Consider the following 22122-nt stretch of genomic DNA (forward strand, 5'->3'; position numbering starts at 1 on the left):
GGATCAAATCAAATTGTAAAATATTCGATGTATTTCTAAATAAATGTCATTAATACAATTTAAGTTTATTAGTTTTATGTCACCAATTACAAAACCATGTTAAAAAACAAAATTTTAGGGATGCTTATCTTGTTGATAAGCATCGCGACAGCAGCTAACGCGCAAGGCAGGCGGATGCGGAAAATGCCGCCCCCGGGCCAGCCCACAGAAATTCAATTAACTCCTTACAAAACAACGATGTACGGCAACGGGAAAGATACCGCTGCTATCAGTATTAAAATAATCGACCGCGATGGCAAGGAAGTTGCTGATGCCCAAAAGCTCATCATTTTTACAATTAAGGGGGATGCTAAAATCATCAGCATCAGAAAATCTACCTTAAACATGCCGACAGACAGTACCTATACTGCTAACATCACAGGCGATTGCTGGATTACTTTACAAGCTGGCCCGTCACGTGGCATTATAAAAATCGAAGCCAAGGCGGATACGCTTTATGCGGGTTCAACCGAGATCCATACTGTGCAACCAGGCATGCCGCACAAGGTTACCGAGGCGGTTTACAAACCGCATGTGGTGAAGGATAAAATTTTAGGAGCAGATATTTCCTTCTTGCCTGAACTGGAAGCCCGTGGTATGAAATTTTCTGATAACGGTACACCCGGAGATGCTATTAAGATCATGAAGGCGCATGGGTTTAACTATATCCGCTTACGTTTGTTTGTGAACCCGGCTAATCCTAAAGGTTACTCGCCGGGCAAAGGTTTTTGCGATCTGGACCATACGCTTGCTATGGCAAAACGCATCAAGGCTGCCGGGATGAAGTTTTTGCTTGATTTTCATTACAGCGACTACTGGGCCGATCCGCAACAGCAAAACAAACCTGCTGCCTGGGTGGGTGAGGACTTCGCCGGTGTGAAAAAGTCGTTATATGATTTTACCGTTAAAGCAATGACCGCCCTGAAAGACCAGGGAACCACGCCCGACATGGTACAGGTGGGCAACGAGATAAACCACGGCATGGTTTGGCCCGATGGCGAGATCAATAACCTGGACACGCTGGCACAATTTATTTATGCAGGTGTGCAGGGTGTGCGGTCGGTTAGTCCGTCGACAATTATTATGCTGCACATTGCCCTGGGCGGACAAAATGCCGAGGCGCGTTTTTTTGTAGATAATATGCTGGCACGGAACGTTCCTTTTGATGTGATCGGTTTATCCTATTACCCAAAATGGCACGGAACACCTGAAGATTTAAAAAATAACATGGCTGATCTTTCATCCCGCTACAAACAACAAGTAATGGTGGCGGAATATTCTCAATTAAAGAAAGAAGTGAACGATATCGCCTTCACCGCGCCGGGTAAAAAAGCTATCGGCTCTTTTATCTGGGAGCCGCTCAGCACCTGGGAAGGTATTTTTGATAGGGATGGTAAGTCCAATTCCTACATGAATATTTATCCTGGGATTGCTAAGGAGTATGTGAAGTAAATCAATATTGTCTGAACTCGTATTTATAGAATTAATGAATTTTTAGAATTCTGATCATTCCTTAATTCTATAAATTCTAATTCGGGCAGTAATTTGCAATTGCTAATAAATTTAGCTACATTTGTATGTTTCTGATGATCATCAGACACCTGCTTGCCTATCCATTGTGATAGAATTATTCTAGCAAGCAAATCCTCCAAAAAACAAAAAGCGCCGTAAGATCCAGCGCTAAACCCGTTCTTTGAAATATTATTTATGCGCCTTTTTTAAGGCTTTGCATTAGTTTATCATAAAGGTCATCGCTGGTGGTTTTGGCTTGTGGTTTAAGCTTTTTAACCGAGGCGCGCTTACCTTTTGATTTATCCTTAATGATCTGCAACAACTGGCTGGTATACTCATCCTTAAATTTCGAGACGTCGAATTTTTCAGCATATTGGTTGATCAGCGTCATGCCCATATCCAGCTCTTTTTTGCTTACCTCAACTTTGTCAGGCACATTCAGGTCTTCGGTACTGCGGATCTCCTGCGCAAAACGAATGGTGGTAACCACCAAAACGTTTTTAACCGGGTGTACTATACAAAGGCTTTCTGTACTGCGCAAAACAAAACGTGCCAATCCCGCTTTTTTTGATTTGGTAAGCGCCTCTATCAAAAGCGCGTAGGCTTTGTTGGTTTTGGTATCCGGTTCGGTATAGTAGGATGTTTCGAAAAACATGGGGTCTACCTCGTCCATATCAACGAAGCTTTCTATTTCAATCACTTTGCTTTTCTCCGGCGCGGCATCAGCAAAGTCCTGGTCATCCATAATTACATAGTCGTCATCAAGCTTATACCCTTTTACAATCTTATCGTAAGGCACTTCCTTATGCGTTTGCTCGTTCACGCGCTGAAAGCGGATGCGATTATGGTCGCGGCCATCCAGCATATCAAAATCAAGTGAGCTTTTTTGCACTGCCGAGTATAGCTTTACGGGTATGCTTACCAGCCCAAACCCTAACGAACCTTTCCAGATAGATCTCATAACCAATTTATTATTGTGATTAATATAACCTGTTTAGTATGCAAACGGTTTTAACAGAATGTATGAAAAAACGAAAGGCGTTTCAAATGAATGAAACGCCTTATCCTGAATATGGTCAGCGATATTAAACCGCGGTTGGCCTGCGGATGATGCCTAAAATTAACGCAATAACCGCAATAATCAATAAGATGTGTATAATGCCCGTGGCAGAATATAAAAACACGCCTAATGCCCATCCAATGAGCAATATTACGGCAATGATATACAATAGTGAGTTCATAGTGATTTTATTAAATGATTTTCATAAGATATAATTACAACACTACCCTTTACAGGAATGTTTTAATTTTTATGAAACGAAAATTATATTAATTAATTACCATTATAATTAAGCCATTTGGTCCTCACTTTTAGCTGTTGTGCCGATGGATCATCCAGCGTTTCAATTTTATATTTAACTAAATCATTTCTAAGCAGTGTTATAGGCAATACCAACGGTAAACCATCTCTGTTTACGGTTATAGATAATTTATCGCCAACTTTTTTATCAGCCAAAATACTGTTTACATCGGTTACAGGTTTACCATCAACAGATACGATCTCGTCGTTCACGTTAATACCGTCAACCCAGGCGGTACCATCACGTAGCACACTCATCACTATAATTTTCCCATTGGTGGTTGCGGTCATCATTCCTAATGATGGATCGTCTGTTGCTGCTGCCGCATCGGTAATTTTATAACCTGCGTAGCCCAGGTATTTGTTGTAATCTACATCGTTAACACCATAAACATATTTCTTATAAAATTCATCCAGGTTCTTACCGGCGAATTTCTCAAGGCCCTGTTTAAATTCTTCGTCGGTATAACCGCGTTTTTTCAGTTTGTAATAAGTATTGTACATATACTTCATCACATCATCCAGCGAGTATTTGGTTTGGCTATCGTTAATGATCTCCAGATCAAGGAGCATAGCTATTGCAGAACCTTTGCTGTAGTAGGATATAGTGCTATTGTTTGAATTTTCATTCGGGCGATAAGCCTTTATCCAGGCATCAAAGCTGGCATCGGCAACACTTTGTATCTTTTTGCCGGGCGTGTTCTCTACCTGGTTTATATCGTTCGCCATTACGTTTAAATAATTATCAGCAGGTATTAAACCGGCATGCCTTAAAATTATATCCTGATAGTAAGCGGTAAAGCCTTCGGCTATCCACAGGTCGGTGGTGTAATTTTCGTTATCATAATCAAACGGACCTAAAACTATCGGGCGCAAGCGTTTTACATTCCACAGATGGAAATGCTCGTGTGCTACTAAACTTAAAAAATTCTGATAGCCACGTTCGGAGCCATACGCATCGCGCGAAGCGCCCAAAACACATGAGCTTAAATGCTCTAAACCACCGCCACCGCGAAAGTTATTATGCACAATGAATACGTAATGCTTGTTGGGGTTTTCGCCATAAACAGCGGTTTCCTGCTCAACAATTTTGGCCATATCTTTTTTCAGGCGCTCCTTATCATAATTTCCGCCGCCATACATGGCTACCTGGTATTTAACACCTGCGGCATCAAAACCGAATACATCCTGGTTGCCAACCTCGATAGGCGAATCAAACAGGATGTCGTAATTTGGGGCCTGTACGGTAAACGGATCATTGTTCACCATCTCTAAACTGGTTGATACTTTATCCCAGCCGCCAAAAGGCGCTATGTGTATGGTTGATGGGTTTTGCAACATCCCTTCAGGGTAAATAAATATTCCGGAGGTTGATAAAAACGCGTGCGAAAGATCAACCATTGCGGTACGCACCGAATTCTCAAAGCAATAAACTTTATATTTAATAGTGATGTGACTTAAACCTTGTGTATTAATGCTCCACCAGTTTTTGCGTGTTTTTTTAAAAGGAATTTCTTTGCCGTTGGCGCTAATAGTAAAACCCTCTATGTTTTTGGCGAATTCCCTAACCAGGTATGAGCCGGGCGTCCAAACCGGCATTTTTAGCACTAAGGTATTTTGAGTTAAGTGCTCAATATTCATTTCAATATCAGTGTAATGGGCCTGCACTTCAGGAAAAGTTACATTGTATGAAATTTTTACAGCAGTTGCAGCGTTACTGGTATTCACATTCATAAAAAGGAGTATTAAAAAAAATAGTATAGCTATAAGGGGTTTTCTCATCGGGAGCAGTTGTTAAATATTTGTAATTGTACTTAAAGTAATTTTATTAACAGTAATATTATCAAAACACAGGGGTGTAAAAATACTTAGTAGCTGCATCATTTAATAATTAATATCCATTAAATACACGCTATATTTACACATATCAAAAAAATTACATAAATTACCACGCTAAACTATATCTTTTAATAACAACCTTACGTATAAAGCCTAATATCAATTAAGAAAATACTTTTTTAAAATTAGTTTTAAGGAGAGAATGACCCAACACCGCTACAAAACTTGTTTACTCATTGACGATAATTACATCGATAATTTCGTTACGAGAAAAATTTTGCAAAGCGGCAACTTTGTTGAGGACATTATTGTGAGACAATCGCCTGATGAGGCTATCGAATCATTACTTACAGGTACTATTCAACCCGATGTGATCTTCCTGGACATCAGGATGCCATTAATGAGTGGTTTTGAATTTCTGGAAGAATATGATAAACTTGTATTCCCAAATAAGGAGAATATTAAGATATTTATGCTGTCATCGTCACTCGATCCTACCGACATTAAAAGGTCGGAGCTTAGTAAACATGTAACTAATTTTATTCATAAGCCTGTTACCCAAAAGGCGCTCGAAGAAGTATTTGCAAATGATTTTAGTTGCTGATAGCGGTTCCTCAAAAACAGACTGGCTGCTCGCCATCCCCGAACAGGAAACAAAACAATATAGAACATCCGGTTTAAATCCTTACTTTTTAACCGAGAAGGAAATTACAAAAGTTTTGCAGGAGCAAATTGCTGAGTTGATTGCCTATGGCAGCGAGATCAGCGAGATCTATTTTTTTGGTGCTGGCTGTTCAAGCCCCGACAGGCACGAGATCGTTTCAAATGCCTTAAGCCAATTTTTCCCCAAAGCGTTTATTAGTGTTGATAGCGACCTGTATGGATCTGCCTACGCAACATGTGGCCACGAAAAGGGCATATGCTGTGTTTTAGGCACCGGATCAAATATTTCTTTTTTTGATGGCGAGGAAATTCATGCGGGCAAGCACGGCTTAGGTTATGTTTTGGGCGATGAAGGTTCAGGAACCTGGTTCGGTAAGCAGCTGGTTACAGGGTTTTTGTACGGTGTTATGCCTGACGAGATCAGCGACAAATTTAACACTAATTTTCACCTTACCCGCGAAGATGTAATAAAAAATGTTTATCAAAAACCGGGTGGTAATTCATACCTGGCATCGTTCTCTAAGTTTCTATCCGAAATAAGAACAACCGATTATGCGCAAAAAATATTAAGCGATGGTTTTGAGGAATTTATTGAAACCAATATTAAATCATTCCCGGAGTATCATCAATATAAATCCCACTTTGTAGGTTCAATAGCCCACGTATTTGCTGATGAATTAACCGCGGTGTGCAAAGCCAATGGCGTTCACATTGGCAAGATAATACGCCAACCCATATATGATTTGATGGATTTCATATTGACCAGGGCGGAGGCGTAGGTCACTTTGCTTTTTTTAAAAGCTCATCTATTCTTGGGTCGGGCATTAACGGAGTTATCTTCAATAGTTTTACTTCTGAAAAATCAGGATGCAAAGTATTTATCACATAATTACTGCATATGCTTAATGCTGCTGATGGTACTTTTAAGGCTAAACTTTTGCCTGCTTCATACCACGGATTAGCCAATCGCTGGCATTTAGAATAATCATAAGAATTATCCCATCCTTTGTCTAAATCTTTAACCTGAATTTCGGTTATTGGAATGCTATCGGGTATTTCGATATGCGCAATTTGGAAGTCACTATTAAAGCCAACCCCCTGCCGCCTGATCATACTCTCCATAAAAGCTAAAGGAATTGATTCGCTGCAATACAATACTTTTTTACCATAGCTGTTCCAACGGCCTTCGATGCCGGGAGCAAAAAGAGGGTCGCCGTATTTTTTATGAAGTATCCTGAAGACGATCATTATACAGGATAGCCGTAAGCCATACGATCAAGTTCCTGCATTACCAGGTCAATCCCGCCGGGCGTAACCAACCAGTCAACAGGTTTTTCTTCAGTATTCCAAAAGGGTTTGTTTAACCAATAATTTAGTTCATCTATCGAACCAAATACTTCAATGCCCTTGTCATACAAAGCAATCAGTTTTAATAAATGTTCACCCTGAACAGGGTCAAGTGTTTGTTTATTTTGATGGTAATTGCTTATGGTTCGTGATGACAGGTGAAGTATACCGGCAAGTGCTTTGTTACCCATTTTAATTACTTCGGCAAAAGAGTAAAACAGGTCAGTATTCACGCCAATCATGGCATGCTTAAATATCTGCACATCGCTTTCTATCCAGTCATTATTAAAATGAGGCATTGAAATGCGTGAATGGGTTGCTGTTAGAAATGTCATTACGGTTTTTGTTTAAACAAAACTAGTGAAAAAATTCTACTTTTAAAGTGAAATATTTCAATAGTTTAAACAGTTTATATACCAGAATGTTTAAACTGCTTTCTTCTTGTGATACGCGTACCGACCATCACCCAAGCCATTCCCAAAACAGCCAATACACATCCTGTTTTAGCAATATAATCGCCGTGCAGAACATAAAAGGTAAGATCGGAGTTTAGGTTGATGTCCTGCTTTATGGCAGTGCGAGTCCACCAGTGGGTTTGCTGCACAATATCGCCTCGCTGATTAATGAATGCTGAAATGCCGGTATTTGCCGACCGGCATACCCAACGGCGTGTTTCAATAGCTCTTAGCTTGGCGTAATCCAAGTGCTGGTCCTTGCCTGATGTGTTTTCCCACCAGCCATCGTTCGTAATAACGGCGATGAATTGCGCGCCCATGTGTACCGACGTCGCCACATATTCTCCCCAAATAGATTCATAACAAATAACAGGGTCTGCACCGATTCCACTTTGTGAATAAAACACCCCTGGTTCAGGCTGGCTACCATAGCTACCTGTTGCCCCACCTAATTGCGCAAAGGCGGGTTTCATAAAAGCTAATGCGCTGCCAAAAGGAAGCGATTCAGCGCCCGGGACCAGCTTTGATTTGTGGTAGAATTGCACCTCGGCCGAGTTTTCAATATTCAGCGCGGCATTAAAATTATCAACGTATTCGTTCGGGTTTTGAGTAGGGGTCGCCGTACCCGTCGCCGGTGAATTATACAACTTATAAGTTTCGGCACCTGTTATAACATTGCCATTTTTGTATTTGCTTAAAAAATGCTGGATCTGTAAAAAGTATGGGTTGTTGCGGATGTGGTTCTCGTCAATATAATCGGCAATCGCGGTTTCGGGCCATATGAAAAATTCGGTATTTGCCTGTCCTAAAGAATCTGAAATGTGCGTTAAAATGTCTATCTGCTCATGTGCAGGGATGTCAGTTTCCTTGGCATAAGGATCAATATTAGGTTGGGCTACTACAATGTTTGACGGGTCAAGTTGTTCTTTGTAAGTAGAATATCGGTATAGTGAAAATCCAAAAGGTATAATCAATGCAAATACAAGTCCGGTAAGTAAACGTAAGCGAATATTTTTTGCCTGTTGCTCACCTAAACCAATGTAGATTAAAAATATGAGGATGTTCACCAGCCAGATCCAAAATGTACCGCCGTAAACACCGGTGTATTCGTACCACTGTATCCAGCTATGGCTTACTGCAAAGCCGTTGCCCAAAGTCATCCACGGGAATGCGAGATCCCAGCTTTGATGCAGGTATTCGTAGGCAATCCAAAAACAAACCAGGCCAACCAAACTTAAGGCGCGACTTGTCGACAACCGCATGCGGTAATACAACCAGCACGCAAATGACATCAGTAATGGCCCCAGCGAATAAGGTATCAAGCTAATTGGCACAGCCACTAACGGACCAATAGTTTTAAGTGAATTATAAACCCAATAAATGCAAAGCGTGTTCCAGATAAAAAAGCCGAGGAATGTAATATTGAATATCTTCTTCCCTTTTTTTGAGGTGCTTGACTGGATGATGTTTTCTATAGCAAGCAGCATCGGTACAAAACCAACAAACAACAACCATGTAGTATAGGGGGTAGGTGGCCAGGCTATCCAAAGTAATAAGCCTGAAAATATGGAAAGTAAAATGCTTTTTTTCATTAGTGTGTAAATGCGTCATTGCGGGGAACGAAGCAATCTTTCTGCTTTATATAGCAGCCTTGCTTAATCTAGATATTGCTTCGTTCCTTGCAATGACGTGGGTGTTTTTTATTTTTTACTCATCGTCCTCATCGTGAGAACCTTTTTTATTTGATACCACTTGTTTAGGTGCAACGCATAGTACGAATTCGCCTTTTACCGGGTGGGTTTCATAATAAGTTTTAACGTCGGCAACTGTTCCTCGGACGGTTTCCTCAAATAATTTTGTCAGCTCGCGCGATACAGAGATCAGGCGGTCTTCACCAAAATAGGTGATCATTTCATCCAGTGTTTTTAACAAACGATGCGGAGATTCGTAAAGTATAATGGTGCGCTCTTCCAGCGCTAAAAACTTGTAGCGTGTTTGGCGGCCTTTCTTCAGCGGCAAAAATCCTTCAAAGCAAAACTTATCCGTCGGGAAACCGGAGTTCACTAATGCCGGCACAAAAGCCGTAGCGCCCGGCAAGCATTCCACAGGCAAATCGTTTTTTAAGGCTTCGCGCACCAGGAAAAATCCCGGATCGGATATGGCGGGTGTACCGGCATCCGATATCAATGCCACATTTTTCCCTTCTTTTAGAAACTTGATCACCTCCAAAGAAGATTGATGCTCATTATGCTGATGGTGCGAAAATACTTTTTGATGGATATCGAAATGTTTAAGCAATGGGGCAGAAGTACGCGTATCCTCAGCCAGGATCAGATCGGCTTCCTTTAAAATACGGATGGCTCGGAAGGTCATGTCCTCCAGGTTGCCTATGGGTGTGGGTACTAAATAAAGTTTACCGCTCATTTTTAATTTTTATCATTGCGAGGTACGAAGCAATCTCTTAGCTGTGTATTTCGCTAAATATATCTACGAGATTGCCTCAAACGTTCGCAATGACAATCAAGTTTATATCTTTGCCTAAAAAAATAAAATAATGCTGCAAGTTAGTTATATCCGCGATAACAGGGAACAGGTTTTAGAACGTTTAGCTGTAAAAAATTTTAAACAGCCCCAATTGGTTGATGAGATCATCGAATTGGATGAAAAACGCCGTCAAACTCAAAACCAGATGGATAGTGTTTCGGCACAAGCTAACGCTGCTGCTAAACAAATAGGCGAGTTGATGCGCAACGGTAAAAAGCATGAAGCCGAAGCTGTAAAAGCAAACACGGGTGCCTGGAAGGAAGAGATAAAAACTTTAGGCGAATCCCTTGCTGCTACCGAAGATGAATTGCAGCAAAAAATAGTTTTACTACCTAACTTGCCCCATAGCTCAGTACCCAAAGGTACCACGCCTGAGGAAAATGTAATTGTTTTGGAGCATGGTGAAAAACCTAATCTATATGAAGGTGCATTGCCGCACTGGGAGCTTGCCACTAAATATAATTTGATAGATTTTGAGTTGGGTGTTAAAATAACGGGTGCCGGTTTCCCGGTATATAAAGGCAAGGGTGCTAAATTGCAACGGGCCTTGATTGCTTATTTTTTGGATGAAGCTGAAAAAGCAGGTTACAGCGAAGTGATGCTGCCTTTGCTGGTTAACGAAGCATCGGGTTTTGGAACAGGACAGTTGCCGGATAAAGAGGGCCAGATGTATTTTGTGGGATTGGATAACTTATTCCTGATCCCGACTGCCGAAGTGCCAATCACTAATCTTTACCGAGATGTGATCTTAAAGGCGGATGAACTGCCGGTTAAAAATTGTGGCTACACACCGTGTTTTCGCCGAGAGGCTGGTTCGTACGGCGCGCATGTGCGTGGACTGAACCGTTTGCATCAGTTTGATAAAGTGGAAATAGTGCAGGTGGTGCATCCGGATACTTCATACGATGTTTTAGAAGGCATGAGCACGCATGTACAAAGCTTGTTAAAAGGTTTAGGATTACCTTATCGTGTATTGCGCCTTTGCGGTGGTGATATGGGTTTCACCGCAGCCTTAACCTATGATATGGAAACCTGGAGCGCGGCGCAACAACGCTGGTTAGAAGTATCATCTGTGTCAAATTTTGAAACCTTCCAGGCTAATCGCTTAAAGTTGCGTTTCCGTAATGCCGAGGGTAAAACGCAGTTAGCACATACCTTAAATGGAAGTGCTTTAGCCTTACCTCGTATTGTAGCTACTTTGCTGGAGAATAATCAGACTGAAAATGGAATTAAAATACCTGAGGTATTAGTGCCTTACACGAAGTTTGAGTGGATAGATTAAGATGGCAGGCTTTTGAAAAAAAAGAAATGCTTTTGGGTGATAAACCCGGAAGCATTTTTTAGTTTGATACGTTACTTAACATACCAATAACGGTTCTGTCAAGCATCTCGGTAAATACGGAGCTGATAGTTTTGCTTTTCTGGATAGCCCTTAACTCTTCTTCATAAACAAAAAAATCAACGCCAATGGCTTTTAACAAGCTGTCTGCCTTAGGCTCAACCTTTAATTTGTAGCAGCAGATCTTGATCTTACTATAAAAATTGTTGGTGCGGATCCTGCGTACAATTTTTTCCATGTCCTTACTGATGAAACTGTAATCAAGCACAATAAGGTTGGGGTTTAACTCATAAATAGACGGGAATATATTGTTTAACGCATGTATATGCCTCACGTTCTCAGAATCAGCAGATAGCTGGTAAGAAGAGGTCTCAGGCGCAACTACAAGCACCTTTTTAAAACGGGTACGGATCATGCTTTAAACAATTAGGGTGCTTAAATATATAACGTAAAAGTCACATTGTCAAATACTTGTTGGCTATATTGTAAAAAATAAAATTTTATTAATAATTTTTTAACAAACAGGCAAAAAATGGCATCAGAACAAAATGAAAAACATGTTTAATAATCCGTGTACGAATAATGTTATTCAGAAGTTACTCAAATTCAAATATTTATCTATTTAACTATTTCAAACACTGCATTTATCTGAAAACTGAGTTTAATAGTTTTAAAATCGATGTCAGATTGAGGTACGGAATCAGTATTAACCGACATTGTTTTTGCCATAAATACCCTTGGCTGCGGGAAACTACTATTATCAACCTCCGTAATATCTATAGCGTCGCCTAACTTGTCACCTATCCCGTTTAGTAAGTAAGTGGCTTTATCCTTTGCGGTAATTAAAGCCTTTAGTTTTAGCTGGTTCTTTAACTCGGCCATTTTTGAGTAGTCGTAACTCTCTATATTAGTTGATTGTATGCCTTTAGGATCAACAGCACTTAGTATTTGATCAAATTTATTTAAATCGCTAAGCTTTAAATTATATTGTTTACTTGCTAAAAAATCAGGAGATTTTTTCTTTTGATAGTTATTATTCCAGGCTGATACGTTGTTGATGGTGAAATTTTCTTTTGGGATACCGGCGTTTTTAACAGCATCCTCCAGTTGTTTTTCCAACCGGTCAATAGTGATCCGGTTTTTACCATCCATGTATTCCTGTAAGGATATGTTCACATAAATAATATCGGGAGTAACTTCCTGCTCTGCTGTTCCGCTTACTTCAATTTTACGGCGTAAATCAACACTTTGGGCAAACGAGGTGTATGTAAGGATGATAAATGCGATCAGGCTGATTATTTTTCTCATAGTGATTATTTTTAAGGTAGACAATATAAAGCGAACTAAGGTTTAATGCGTGTTAGTTTGTTGTTATAAATAATCAACCAGGACGGATTTTAAAATATTGATCAGTTCAGGATTATTGAAATGGTAGTTGTCTTCAATGTATAATAAAATAAGTGATTTATGAACAAGTTCAACAGGGAAGAGCATTTTTAATCGCTGCTGATGTTTTCGTTCCATCACAAAACAACGTCAGCCCAATTAATCATTTTTGCATTAACCTTTATACGGGCTTTATTACTTATACCGGCTGACCTTGCAGCGTGCTGAAGATGATTTTTAAACAATAGTTCGGCTGTTGGGCTTCGCTATTGGTTTTTACTGCAAATAAAAAGTAGATGAGGCAAGAAAGACTAATAAAAACCTTCTACGTCAATAGTAAAGTCTAATACCGAATTAGCGGGAATAGAAGATTGCTCAGCACTGCCATAAGCCAGCGCCGACGGTATGATCATACGGATACGGCCATATGGAGTACTGCCATTAACGCCAACAAATGGCAACGCTATTTGCCAGCCTTTGATTGCATCAGGCAAACCTACAATTGTAGCACTTTCTGTATCAAACACGGTGCCGTTCAATAGTCTGCCGGTATAAGATACCTGAACAGTATCTGTAGCTGTAGGATGGGGTCCCGGGTTTGAAGTTTCAATTTTATAATATATTCCTGAAGGATCTTTAGTTAAACCTGTAATATTATTAGCAGTTATAAACTTTTGGATCTTTTCATCGTCAATAGTAGCTTGTAATGAATTATTAAAACTTTGCTTTTTACAAGCCGAGAACAGAACAGTAAGGAAACCAAAAAGTAAAAATATTTTCTTCATATTGTTGTTTAACGCTATAACTGATTTTTTAATTGAAAATTATATAATACCTTAATTTTAACATTTATAATGAGCGGGCAAGTTAATAAAAAACATTTTATACCTCGCTACTCAATTTTGCCCTATACTGTAAATTTATTGTGAAAGAACCTAAATTAATTTATAAAGCTAATAAAGTGGTAGTATGGTTCTGTCTATGCAAACCCAATTGTCAATGCCTCAAATAAATTAAAAGGTATTTTTTACTATTAAGGTGTTACTGTAGTTTTTATTTTCAATTCATTTAATTGCAGGTCGGATATGGTTGATGGCGTATCGATCATCACATCGCGGCCTGAGTTGTTTTTTGGGAAGGCGATCACATCACGTATCGAATCCAATCCGGCAAATATCGCACATAACCTATCGAAACCGAAGGCCAAACCACCATGCGGCGGCGCGCCATATTCAAAGGCATCCATTAAAAAGCCAAATTGTTTTTGTGCTTCTTCCGGCGAAAAGCCTAAATGCTTAAACATTAAAGCTTGCAAGGTTCTGTCGTGGATACGGATAGAACCACCGCCAATTTCAGTCCCATTGATCACCAAATCATAAGCATTGGCACGTACTTCACCGGGTTCGGTGTCCAGCATAGCTATATCTTCCGGTTTTGGTGAGGTGAATGGGTGGTGCATGGCGTGGTAACGTTCGCTTTCTTCGTCCCACTCCAACAGCGGGAAATCTAAAACCCATAAGGGGGCGAAATCATTTTTATTACGCAAACCTAAACGCGAGCCCATCTCTAAACGAAGTTCATTCATTTGCTTGCGTACTTTTTGGCTGTGCCCGGCTAATATCAGGATCAAATCGCCCGGTTCAGAATTTAATGCCGCGGCAAGATTGGTCAGGTCATCTTCACCATAAAATTTATCTACAGATGATTTCAAGGTGCCGTCAGCACCATAACGGCAATAGATCAGTCCTGTAGCACCAATTTGAGGGCGTTTTAACCAATCGGTTAGTTCATCCAGTTGTTTTCGGGTATATTCGGCGCAACCTTTTGCGTTAATGCCAACAATCAGTTCAGCATTATCAAATACGCTGAAGTTTTTGCCTTTCATGATCCCGTTCAGCTCAACAAACTCCATCCCGAAACGGATGTCCGGTTTATCAGAACCATACAAACGCATTGCATCGGCATATTGCATTCGGGGGAAAGACTGAAGATCGATACCCTTAACTGTTTTAAACAGGTGGCGGGTAAGGCCTTCAAATATATTTAAGATGTCTTCCTGCGTGATGAATGAAAGTTCGCAATCTATCTGGGTGAATTCAGGCTGGCGGTCAGCACGCAGATCCTCATCCCTGAAACATTTAACGATCTGGAAGTAGCGGTCAAAACCGCTCACCATCAGCAATTGCTTAAATGTTTGTGGTGATTGTGGCAAGGCGTAAAATTCGCCCGGGTTCATTCGGCTTGGTACCACAAAATCGCGCGCGCCTTCGGGGGTTGATTTGATCAGCACCGGTGTTTCCACTTCGATGAAATCCAATGCGTCCAAATATTTGCGTATCTCTTGCGACATGCGGTGGCGCAATTGCAGGTTATTACGGATCGGGTTACGGCGAAGGTCCAGGTAACGGTATTTAGCGCGAAGCTCTTCGCCGCCATCAGTTTCATCCTCGATCATGAACGGAGGAATCTTGGAACCGTTTAATATTTCTATATCTTCAACAGCTATCTCGATATCGCCGGTTGAGATCTTTGCATTTTTGCTGGTACGCTCAATTACCTTACCGGTAACCTTAATTACAAACTCGCGGCCTAAACCTTTTGCCGTTTCGCGTAAGGTGGCATCATTATCAGTATTTAAAACCAATTGGGTTAAACCATAACGGTCGCGCACATCAATAAATGTGGTAGCACCCAAATCGCGCGATTTTTGTACCCATCCGCATAAAGTAACGGTTTCGCCTAAATTACTGAGGGTTAATTCGCCGCAGGTATGTGTTCTTAGCATAGTACGTATTTGTAAAGTTTGCAAAAGTAGTTTTTTTGAATGAAGTGCGAAAGACGGAAAGATAGAAAGTATGAAACAGATGAGGCCGGAAGCCGAAAGTAGGAAAGATTTATAAATAATGTTTATTTTTGTTTAAAACGAAAGTGTTTTTTAATATGAAAAATTTAGAGCGCATAACTCTTAATACCGATGTAATGGGAGGAAAACCTTGTATTCGCGGTTTGAGAATGACTGTAGGAACTGTTATAGGATTATAGCGTCCGGATTATCTACAGATGAAATTCTTAAAATGTATCCTTATTTGCAACATGAAGTCTTAATTGCAGCTTTATCTTATGCCGCTTGGCGCTCAGAAGAAATAGAGGTTCCACTTGCTACGGCGTGAAAATATTAATAGATATGAATTTATGTCCTGAATGGGTGCAGGAGTTTGATCAACATACTTAAAGCAAAACATTGGTCGGAAGTTGGACGATTCGATGCGCCGATTCTGCCTTAATCGATTGGGCGAGACAAAATAGCTATGTTATTTTTACCCACGATCTTGATTTTGGGACGACTTTGGCACTTACAAAAGCGGAGTCGCCAAGTGTTATACAAGTCAGAACCCAAAACATCACTGTAGACCATCTTAGTAAGATGGTAATTTCGACCCTGAAAACTTACACTGAATTATTAGAAAAAGGTGCGCTGATTGTTTTGGATGAAGATAAAAAGCGTATTAGAATACTACCGTTATAATCCACATTTAAATCCGAAATCTCACATTCAAAGTCCGAAATTATAATATTCCGAAATCATTTCTATATTTGCGGCATAATTCTCAAGGGGTGCCTTGCTTTGAGCAATCAAACTGAAAGACAGGCTGAGATCAAACCCATTGTTAGTTGCAAGTTATAAGTTGAATGTTGCGGGTGAAACCGGCAACTGAAAATCGACAACCGGCAATTTAACATGCACCTGATCCGGGTAATGCCGGCGTAGGGAGAGGTAATAAGTTAAGTGTACTGCATATTCAACCCTGGTGTGCAGATGGTTTAACAAGTTTTATTTATTCACGTTGAAAAAAAAATTACTCGTAGCGTTTATCGCTATGCTGCTGCCTGTCCTGGCATCGGCCCAATTCTCTGTATCCGGTAAAGTTACCGACCAGCAAACCGGCGAACCGTTAAGCGGCGCTACCATCAGCATTCAAAATGCCAATATCAGTACCAGTTCCGGTACGGATGGCAGGTATACTTTTCACGATCTGAAGGCGGCTAATTACAATTTTAAGATCACTTACGTTGGTTATCAGGCCACTATTAAAACCATCAATCTAAAAAGTAGTTCTACCATTGATTTCTCGCTTAATATGGAGAGCATTATGAACGATGAGGTTACGGTAAACGCTACCCGCGCTGCCATTAATGCACCTATCGCATTCACCAATTTAAGCGCTAAGGATATCCAAAAAAATAACCTCGGGCAGGATCTGCCTTATCTGCTGGATCAAACGCCGTCTGTAGTTACCACATCTGATGGTGGTACAGGCATCGGCTATACCTATATCCATATCCGTGGTTCTGATGCTACACGTATCAACGTTACCATTAACGGTATCCCGTATAACGATTCTGAAGAGGAGGGTGTATATTTTGTGGATATCCCGGATATTGCTTCCTCGGTTAATGATATCCAGATCCAGCGCGGCGTGGGTACATCAACCAATGGCGCCGGCGCTTTTGGAGCGAGTATCAATATACAAACTACTACCAGAAGGGATACCGGTTATTTAGAACTGAATAACTCGGCAGGTTCATATGGTACACTTAAAAATACCTTGAACATTGGCACAGGTTTGTTAGGCGGCAAATTCACCTTTGACGGACGCTTATCAAGTATTACCTCTAACGGATATATTGACAGGGCTTCGGCTAACCTGAAATCTTATTTCTTTAATGGTGCTTACTATGGCAAAAACACCATCATCAGGCTGGTTACTTTTGGCGGTACCGAGCATACCTACCAGGCATGGGACGGCGTGCCTGAAGATAGTATTAAAGCGGGTAACCGTACTTATAATCCGCTTGGTTTAGAATCAAACGGTTCATACTATCCCAATCAGACCGATAACTATACCCAGATCCATTACCAGTTATTGATTGATCAAAAAATATCCGACAAATTATCATTCAGCGGCGCATTGCACTACACGCATGGCTACGGCTATTATGAGGAATATGTCGACAACGATTCCGTTAAAAATTACGGTTTAAAGCCGGCAATTGTTGGCGGCGATACTATTAAATCAACTGATTTAACCCGCAGGTTATGGTTAAATAATAAGTTTTACGGCGTTACCTATAATTTAAAATACCGAGCTCAAAAAAATCTTGATTTTAATTTAGGCGGTGCTTATAACGAGTATCGCGGCGGGCATTATGATGATATTGAGTGGACGCAGCAAACCACCAATATAACCCCGAATTATCAGTACGAGCAAGACAATGCCTTTAAAACAGACTTTAATATTTACGGTAAAGCCGATTATAAACTCGGACAATTTACACTTTATGCCGATATGCAGTACCGGCATATTTACTACTCATTTTTAGGTTATAACGACCAATTGCAGAACGAACAGGAACAGGTTAGGCTAAACTTTTTTAATCCGAAGGCAGGCATCACTTACCAGATCGACCCTAAAAGCAATGTATACCTGTCATTCGGTATAGGTAACCATGAGCCTGACCGTGATGATTATGTTCAATCGACGCCTGACAGTCGCCCAAAACCTGAAAACCTGAAAGATTGGGAATTAGGCTACCGTACCAACCAGGGCATATTTGTAGGCGGTATAAACGCGTTTTACATGCTATACTATAACCAGTTAGTTGTAACCGGCGCGCTGAATGATGTAGGCGACCAGATACAAAGCAATGTTAAAAACAGTTTCCGCGAAGGGTTAGAGTTTGATGGTAAGTTAAGGCCAAATAAATGGTTTGTATGGTCGGCAACTGCATCCTTAAGCGAAAATAAGGTTAAAAATTTCAACCAGTATTTGTTTGATTATGATAACAACACTACTGTTGATTATCAATATAAAGAAACCAATATTGCTTTCTCACCCGACTTTATCGCCTCCAGCGAAATAGGATTTATGCCGTTTGAAAACAGTGAGATCGCTTTTATTAGCAAATATGTGAGTCGGCAATATTTGGATAATACCTCAAACCTGAATCCGGCGGGCTACTTGGCATCTGATCCTACATCAAACCGCTACCTGAATAGTTATTTTGTAAACGGTGTGAGGTTGAATTATAATTTCAGCATCAAATCTGTTAAAAATATTGGAATCACTTTGCTGGTAAATAATATCTTCAGTGAAAAGTATGAATCGAATGGTGCTACCTATCCGGATATTGAAAGCGGTAAAGTGGTAAACTATAATTATTTCTATCCGCAGGCGCCAATTAACTTTTTAGTTGGGTTGAATTTGAAGTTTTAACGCCCCATTATACAACTATGTTATTGCGAGGAGCATAATGTCCCGGGGCTTTGGCTGCGAAGCAAACTTGTAGCCGTGCATATTTACTTTGCATAGCTACAAGTTTGCCGCGCTATCGCTCGCAGTGACATGGTTTTAAGCATTTGATGATTAATTTAAACTTCTCCTAACATAAACATCACACCAAATTTTCATAACATTACTGATATTTGCGCATTAACCCAAATCAATGAAAACTAAACAATTACTTTTTGTAGCGTTCGCCTTTATAACTGTTAGTGCATCGGCACAAATAAAAAAGAAAAAAATGGTAGTAGCCGCTCCGGCTCCGGTTGCAGCATCAACAGGAATCCCCCGCCCTAAACTGGTAGTGGGCATTGTGGTTGACCAAATGCGCTGGGATTATCTGTACCGTTATTATGATCGTTATCAAAGCAATGGTTTTAAACGTTTGCTGAATGAAGGGTTTAGCTGCGAAAATACACAGCTAAATTATATACCAACCTTTACAGGCCCTGGTCACAGCTGTATTTATACAGGTTCGGTGCCTGCTATCCACGGTATTGCGGGTAATGATTACATTATCCAGGCAACCGGCAAGCCCATGTATTGCGCACAGGATACCAGTGTGCAAACTGTGGGAAGTGATTCAAAAGCCGGACAAATGTCACCGCGCAATCTCTTAGTTACCACCGTTACTGATGAATTGAAGCTGGCTACAAATTTCCGCTCGAAAGTGATTGGTATTGCTTTAAAAGATCGTGGTGGTATTTTACCTGCCGGTCACAGCGCTAATGCTGCTTATTGGTTTGATGATAAAACCGGAAACTGGATCACCAGTACTTATTACATGAAAGAACTGCCGCAATGGGCAAAGGATTTTAATGATCAGAAAATGGCCGAGACCTATTTAAAACTGGATTGGAACTCACTATACCCGATTGATACTTATTTACAAAGCACACCTGACGATAGTAAGTATGAAGGTAAATTTAAAGGCACCGACGCGCCAACTCTACCGGTTAAAACATCGGCACTGTATAAAAAATTGGGCTTAGGCCTGATCCGGTCAACACCTTATGGTAGTACCTTTACAATTGATATGGCTGTTGCGGCAATTAACGGCGAGGAATTAGGCCAGCATGACCAAACCGACTTTTTGGCGATGAGCTTATCATCACCGGATTATCTTGGTCATCAGTTTGGTATAAACGCGGTGGAGATTGAGGATACTTATTTACGCCTGGATCGGGATATCGCTAATTTCCTCACTTTTTTAGATGCTAAAGTAGGTAAGGGCAATTACACCGTATTTTTAACTGCCGACCATGGCGCTGCGCACAACACCGCTTTTTTGAATGACCATGATATTCCTGCAGGTGTATGGGATGAAGCAAGCGTATTAAAAGGAATTAACAAAGTATTGATTGATAAATACAAAGTTGATTCTTTGGTTTTGAGTTTGGATAATTACCAGGTGAATTTGAACTATCGCATTATTAAATACCTGCACCTTGATGAATCGGATGTTAAAAAAGAGTGTATCAAATATCTGCAAGCGCAACCCAATATCCAGTTTGCGGTTGATATGACTAAAATATCAGAATCGAGTATCCCTGAACCTTTAAAATCGCGTATTATTAATGGTTACAATGCCAAGAACAGTGGCGAGATACAAATTATACTCAATCCGGCTTGGTTTACCGGCCATGGCTCGGGCGATGGAGGCCCAACAGGCACTACACATGGCACCTGGAACCCTTACGATAACCATATTCCGCTCGTGTTTATGGGATGGGGCATACAACATGGCAGCGCGGTTCGCGAAGTTAACATGACGGATATTGCACCAACTATTGCCGCATTATTGCACATACAGGCACCAAACGGTTGTATAGGCGTGCCGATACCGGAGGTGTTGAAGAAATAGAAAATTGTCTGAACCATGATTCGCATGATTAATGGATTTACAGGATAATTTAAGAATATAAAATCAAGGGAATCATTTATCTCAAAAATCAAGGTTCAGACAAAAATGAAAAAATACATATCAAAATTCCACTACCTAACACAAGATCTACCAAACCGCAGCCATGTTGAACAGGCAGAAATAGCTTGCTCTGCCGGTGCTAACTGGTTGCAATACCGTTGCTTAACAAAGACAGACGAAGAATTGGTGGAGGAAATAAATCAAATAGCCGAGATCTGCGATGAGTGGGGGATGACATTGATTGTTACTAACCACTATCATTTGCTGGATCAGGTTGACGCGCAAGGCGTACACATTGAAGATTTTGATGCTGACTTGAAAGCCGTTCGTAAGCATATCGGCGGGGATAAAACCTTGGGTACATCAGCGACGAATATCGAAAGTTTATTAAGAGTACAGTCAACTGGTGTGGTTGATTACTGCGGATATGGCCCGTTTGCGCATACAGATACTAAACCGAACAATAAGCCGCTGCTTGGTTTTGAGGGTTATCGCCAGGTAGCTAAAGAGGCTATCGATATCCCGGTAATAGCTGTTGGCGGCATTACTTTAAATGATGTTGATCCATTGATAGAAACTGGTGGTATTTACGGCATAGCGGTATCTGCCGCGGTTAATAAAGCTATCGACCCGGGCAAGGCGGTTAAGGAATTTTATAAAAAGTTATATTAGGATCATGTTACCCGTTTAAGCATCTTACTTAATTTATCGTAAGCGTGTATGCTTGCAATTGTTTAGGTTAGGAATCGTTAATATTTCAATACTCATCAGGAATTTTGAGGTTGACTATTGAATAAGCTGCTTTAATGGATACTTTGTTTCTATTATTTTCATCCACAATATATTCATTCACGATTTTGCCGTTTAAAACAGGCAAAGTGAAACAGCTTTCATCGGGCATGTTAGCAAAATCATTCACATAATCAATTAAGTAATCTTGTTTATTTAGTTTTTCAAGAATTTCCGAAACTGGTTTCAGACCAGGAAGTGTTGCAGCAATTACATTATAGCTTGTTTTGCATGTTGCCAACATATCCAGCATTTCCCAAAAGTCGCTATCAAATGTGTAACAATAAAAATCAAGATATTTGCAAAATGAAATATCTTCAGATACTACAATTAATTCTTTAGTGCTTATCGTAGTGTAACTTGACATTGTAAACTTTTAAATACCATTAAAGATAAATTTTATTTATTTAAAAATTTATCAAAATTTTTAAATTTCATAGACATATTCTTTCGTACATAAAAACAACATTTATTTATAAAACGTTTATTGCTTATAAACTGTCACACTTAGAACTTACAACAACAGTTTGTTTTGCCAACCTCTGATAATACATACCATGGACTTCTGGCTCGTTGCAAACATA

General features: G+C 40.3%; 20 protein-coding genes and 1 pseudogene. 9 read left to right on the forward strand and 12 right to left on the reverse strand.

The window, feature by feature from the left end:
* Positions 1-96 precede the first annotated feature (96 nt).
* Complete coding sequence (locus ACYZ0U_RS06225) at positions 97-1491, forward strand: glycosyl hydrolase 53 family protein (protein WP_461450947.1); 1395 nt, start codon at positions 97-99, stop codon at positions 1489-1491.
* Positions 1492-1744: 253 nt separating this feature from the next.
* Here the strand turns inward: ACYZ0U_RS06225 and ku are convergent, their stop codons facing one another.
* From ku to ACYZ0U_RS06240, 3 genes are all read right to left on the reverse strand, one after another.
* A complete protein-coding gene (ku, locus tag ACYZ0U_RS06230) occupies positions 1745-2512 on the reverse strand; it encodes a non-homologous end joining protein Ku (protein ID WP_461450949.1) in 768 nt (255 codons plus the stop codon).
* Positions 2513-2636: 124 nt separating this feature from the next.
* Positions 2637-2792 carry a lmo0937 family membrane protein gene (locus tag ACYZ0U_RS06235; protein WP_461450951.1) on the reverse strand — a complete coding sequence of 52 codons (156 nt, stop codon included), beginning with the start codon at positions 2790-2792 and terminating at the stop codon, positions 2637-2639.
* A gap of 92 nt (positions 2793-2884) precedes the next feature.
* Positions 2885-4693 carry a M61 family metallopeptidase gene (locus ACYZ0U_RS06240; RefSeq protein ID WP_461450953.1) on the reverse strand — a complete coding sequence of 603 codons (1809 nt, stop codon included), beginning with the start codon at positions 4691-4693 and terminating at the stop codon, positions 2885-2887.
* A 259-nt stretch (positions 4694-4952) separates the two neighbouring features.
* On the opposite strand from ACYZ0U_RS06240, the gene ACYZ0U_RS06245 reads away from it, so the two are divergent.
* Together ACYZ0U_RS06245 and ACYZ0U_RS06250 are read left to right on the forward strand one after the other, a co-directional pair.
* Positions 4953-5354, forward strand: a complete 402-nt coding sequence (locus ACYZ0U_RS06245) for a response regulator (protein ID WP_461450955.1) — start codon at positions 4953-4955, stop codon at positions 5352-5354.
* Positions 5338-6192, forward strand: a complete 855-nt coding sequence (locus ACYZ0U_RS06250) for an N-acetylglucosamine kinase (RefSeq protein WP_461450957.1) — start codon at positions 5338-5340, stop codon at positions 6190-6192. The genes ACYZ0U_RS06245 and ACYZ0U_RS06250 overlap by 17 nt, the downstream gene beginning before the upstream one ends.
* A 1-nt stretch (position 6193) precedes the next feature.
* Here ACYZ0U_RS06250 and ACYZ0U_RS06255 read toward each other — a convergent pair whose 3' ends face one another.
* From ACYZ0U_RS06255 to rsmI, 4 genes are all read right to left on the reverse strand, one after another.
* Positions 6194-6661 carry an RES family NAD+ phosphorylase gene (locus ACYZ0U_RS06255; RefSeq protein ID WP_461450959.1) on the reverse strand — a complete coding sequence of 156 codons (468 nt, stop codon included), beginning with the start codon at positions 6659-6661 and terminating at the stop codon, positions 6194-6196.
* A complete protein-coding gene (locus ACYZ0U_RS06260) occupies positions 6661-7095 on the reverse strand; it encodes an antitoxin Xre/MbcA/ParS toxin-binding domain-containing protein (RefSeq protein WP_461450961.1) in 435 nt (144 codons plus the stop codon). The genes ACYZ0U_RS06255 and ACYZ0U_RS06260 overlap by 1 nt, the downstream gene beginning before the upstream one ends.
* Positions 7096-7169: 74 nt before the next feature.
* Positions 7170-8807, reverse strand: coding sequence for an apolipoprotein N-acyltransferase (lnt, locus tag ACYZ0U_RS06265; protein WP_461450963.1), 1638 nt, complete (start codon positions 8805-8807; stop codon positions 7170-7172).
* Positions 8808-8922: 115 nt separating this feature from the next.
* Complete coding sequence (rsmI, locus tag ACYZ0U_RS06270) at positions 8923-9639, reverse strand: 16S rRNA (cytidine(1402)-2'-O)-methyltransferase (RefSeq protein ID WP_461450965.1); 717 nt, start codon at positions 9637-9639, stop codon at positions 8923-8925.
* Between the two features lie 130 nt (positions 9640-9769).
* On the opposite strand from rsmI, the gene serS reads away from it, so the two are divergent.
* Positions 9770-11041, forward strand: a complete 1272-nt coding sequence (gene serS / locus ACYZ0U_RS06275) for a serine--tRNA ligase (RefSeq protein WP_461450967.1) — start codon at positions 9770-9772, stop codon at positions 11039-11041.
* A gap of 58 nt (positions 11042-11099) precedes the next feature.
* Here serS and ACYZ0U_RS06280 read toward each other — a convergent pair whose 3' ends face one another.
* The 4 genes from ACYZ0U_RS06280 to aspS all read right to left on the reverse strand — a co-directional run bounded on the left by ACYZ0U_RS06280 (position 11100) and on the right by aspS (position 15269).
* A complete protein-coding gene (locus tag ACYZ0U_RS06280) occupies positions 11100-11513 on the reverse strand; it encodes a hypothetical protein (RefSeq protein WP_461450969.1) in 414 nt (137 codons plus the stop codon).
* Positions 11514-11716: 203 nt separating this feature from the next.
* Positions 11717-12406 carry an SIMPL domain-containing protein gene (locus ACYZ0U_RS06285; protein ID WP_461450971.1) on the reverse strand — a complete coding sequence of 230 codons (690 nt, stop codon included), beginning with the start codon at positions 12404-12406 and terminating at the stop codon, positions 11717-11719.
* 389 nt (positions 12407-12795) lie between these two features.
* Positions 12796-13269, reverse strand: coding sequence for an FKBP-type peptidyl-prolyl cis-trans isomerase (locus ACYZ0U_RS06290; RefSeq protein ID WP_461450973.1), 474 nt, complete (start codon positions 13267-13269; stop codon positions 12796-12798).
* Between the two features lie 248 nt (positions 13270-13517).
* Positions 13518-15269: an aspartate--tRNA ligase gene (gene aspS, locus ACYZ0U_RS06295; RefSeq protein WP_461450975.1), complete on the reverse strand. Its 1752-nt coding sequence runs from the start codon at positions 15267-15269 to the stop codon at positions 13518-13520.
* A 155-nt stretch (positions 15270-15424) separates the two neighbouring features.
* Between aspS and ACYZ0U_RS06300 the strand changes: the two are divergent.
* From ACYZ0U_RS06300 to ACYZ0U_RS06320, 5 genes and pseudogenes are all read left to right on the forward strand, one after another.
* Positions 15425-15654 (forward strand): annotated as a pseudogene (locus ACYZ0U_RS06300) (DUF433 domain-containing protein).
* Between the two features lie 71 nt (positions 15655-15725).
* The gene (locus ACYZ0U_RS06305) at positions 15726-16010 is read left to right on the forward strand and encodes a DUF5615 family PIN-like protein (RefSeq protein ID WP_461450977.1); all 285 of its coding nucleotides are present in this window, start codon (positions 15726-15728) and stop codon (positions 16008-16010) included.
* A gap of 319 nt (positions 16011-16329) precedes the next feature.
* A complete protein-coding gene (locus tag ACYZ0U_RS06310) occupies positions 16330-18759 on the forward strand; it encodes a TonB-dependent receptor (protein WP_461450979.1) in 2430 nt (809 codons plus the stop codon).
* A gap of 229 nt (positions 18760-18988) precedes the next feature.
* Positions 18989-20689 carry an alkaline phosphatase PafA gene (gene pafA, locus ACYZ0U_RS06315; RefSeq protein ID WP_461450981.1) on the forward strand — a complete coding sequence of 567 codons (1701 nt, stop codon included), beginning with the start codon at positions 18989-18991 and terminating at the stop codon, positions 20687-20689.
* A gap of 105 nt (positions 20690-20794) precedes the next feature.
* Positions 20795-21421, forward strand: coding sequence for a thiamine phosphate synthase (locus tag ACYZ0U_RS06320; RefSeq protein WP_461450983.1), 627 nt, complete (start codon positions 20795-20797; stop codon positions 21419-21421).
* Between the two features lie 85 nt (positions 21422-21506).
* On the opposite strand, the gene ACYZ0U_RS06325 is transcribed toward ACYZ0U_RS06320, so the two are convergent.
* A complete protein-coding gene (locus ACYZ0U_RS06325) occupies positions 21507-21905 on the reverse strand; it encodes a hypothetical protein (protein WP_461450985.1) in 399 nt (132 codons plus the stop codon).
* Positions 21906-22122: the final 217 nt, after the last annotated feature.

Origin of the sequence: Mucilaginibacter sp. (assembly GCF_965225845.1) — a bacterium.
Taxonomy (GTDB): domain Bacteria; phylum Bacteroidota; class Bacteroidia; order Sphingobacteriales; family Sphingobacteriaceae; genus Mucilaginibacter.

Excerpts from the sequence above, each read along its gene's own strand:
- ACYZ0U_RS06225 (WP_461450947.1), top strand. The coding sequence starts at position 97 with ATGTTAAAAAACAAAATTTTAGGGATGCTTATCTTGTTGATAAGCATC.
- ku (WP_461450949.1), bottom strand. The coding sequence starts at position 2,512 with ATGAGATCTATCTGGAAAGGTTCGTTAGGGTTTGGGCTGGTAAGCATA.
- ACYZ0U_RS06235 (WP_461450951.1), bottom strand. The coding sequence starts at position 2,792 with ATGAACTCACTATTGTATATCATTGCCGTAATATTGCTCATTGGATGG.
- ACYZ0U_RS06240 (WP_461450953.1), bottom strand. The coding sequence starts at position 4,693 with ATGAGAAAACCCCTTATAGCTATACTATTTTTTTTAATACTCCTTTTT.
- ACYZ0U_RS06245 (WP_461450955.1), top strand. The coding sequence starts at position 4,953 with ATGACCCAACACCGCTACAAAACTTGTTTACTCATTGACGATAATTAC.
- ACYZ0U_RS06250 (WP_461450957.1), top strand. The coding sequence starts at position 5,338 with ATGATTTTAGTTGCTGATAGCGGTTCCTCAAAAACAGACTGGCTGCTC.
- ACYZ0U_RS06255 (WP_461450959.1), bottom strand. The coding sequence starts at position 6,661 with ATGATCGTCTTCAGGATACTTCATAAAAAATACGGCGACCCTCTTTTT.
- ACYZ0U_RS06260 (WP_461450961.1), bottom strand. The coding sequence starts at position 7,095 with ATGACATTTCTAACAGCAACCCATTCACGCATTTCAATGCCTCATTTT.
- lnt (WP_461450963.1), bottom strand. The coding sequence starts at position 8,807 with ATGAAAAAAAGCATTTTACTTTCCATATTTTCAGGCTTATTACTTTGG.
- rsmI (WP_461450965.1), bottom strand. The coding sequence starts at position 9,639 with ATGAGCGGTAAACTTTATTTAGTACCCACACCCATAGGCAACCTGGAG.
- serS (WP_461450967.1), top strand. The coding sequence starts at position 9,770 with ATGCTGCAAGTTAGTTATATCCGCGATAACAGGGAACAGGTTTTAGAA.
- ACYZ0U_RS06280 (WP_461450969.1), bottom strand. The coding sequence starts at position 11,513 with ATGATCCGTACCCGTTTTAAAAAGGTGCTTGTAGTTGCGCCTGAGACC.
- ACYZ0U_RS06285 (WP_461450971.1), bottom strand. The coding sequence starts at position 12,406 with ATGAGAAAAATAATCAGCCTGATCGCATTTATCATCCTTACATACACC.
- ACYZ0U_RS06290 (WP_461450973.1), bottom strand. The coding sequence starts at position 13,269 with ATGAAGAAAATATTTTTACTTTTTGGTTTCCTTACTGTTCTGTTCTCG.
- aspS (WP_461450975.1), bottom strand. The coding sequence starts at position 15,269 with ATGCTAAGAACACATACCTGCGGCGAATTAACCCTCAGTAATTTAGGC.
- pafA (WP_461450981.1), top strand. The coding sequence starts at position 18,989 with ATGAAAACTAAACAATTACTTTTTGTAGCGTTCGCCTTTATAACTGTT.
- ACYZ0U_RS06320 (WP_461450983.1), top strand. The coding sequence starts at position 20,795 with ATGAAAAAATACATATCAAAATTCCACTACCTAACACAAGATCTACCA.
- ACYZ0U_RS06325 (WP_461450985.1), bottom strand. The coding sequence starts at position 21,905 with ATGTCAAGTTACACTACGATAAGCACTAAAGAATTAATTGTAGTATCT.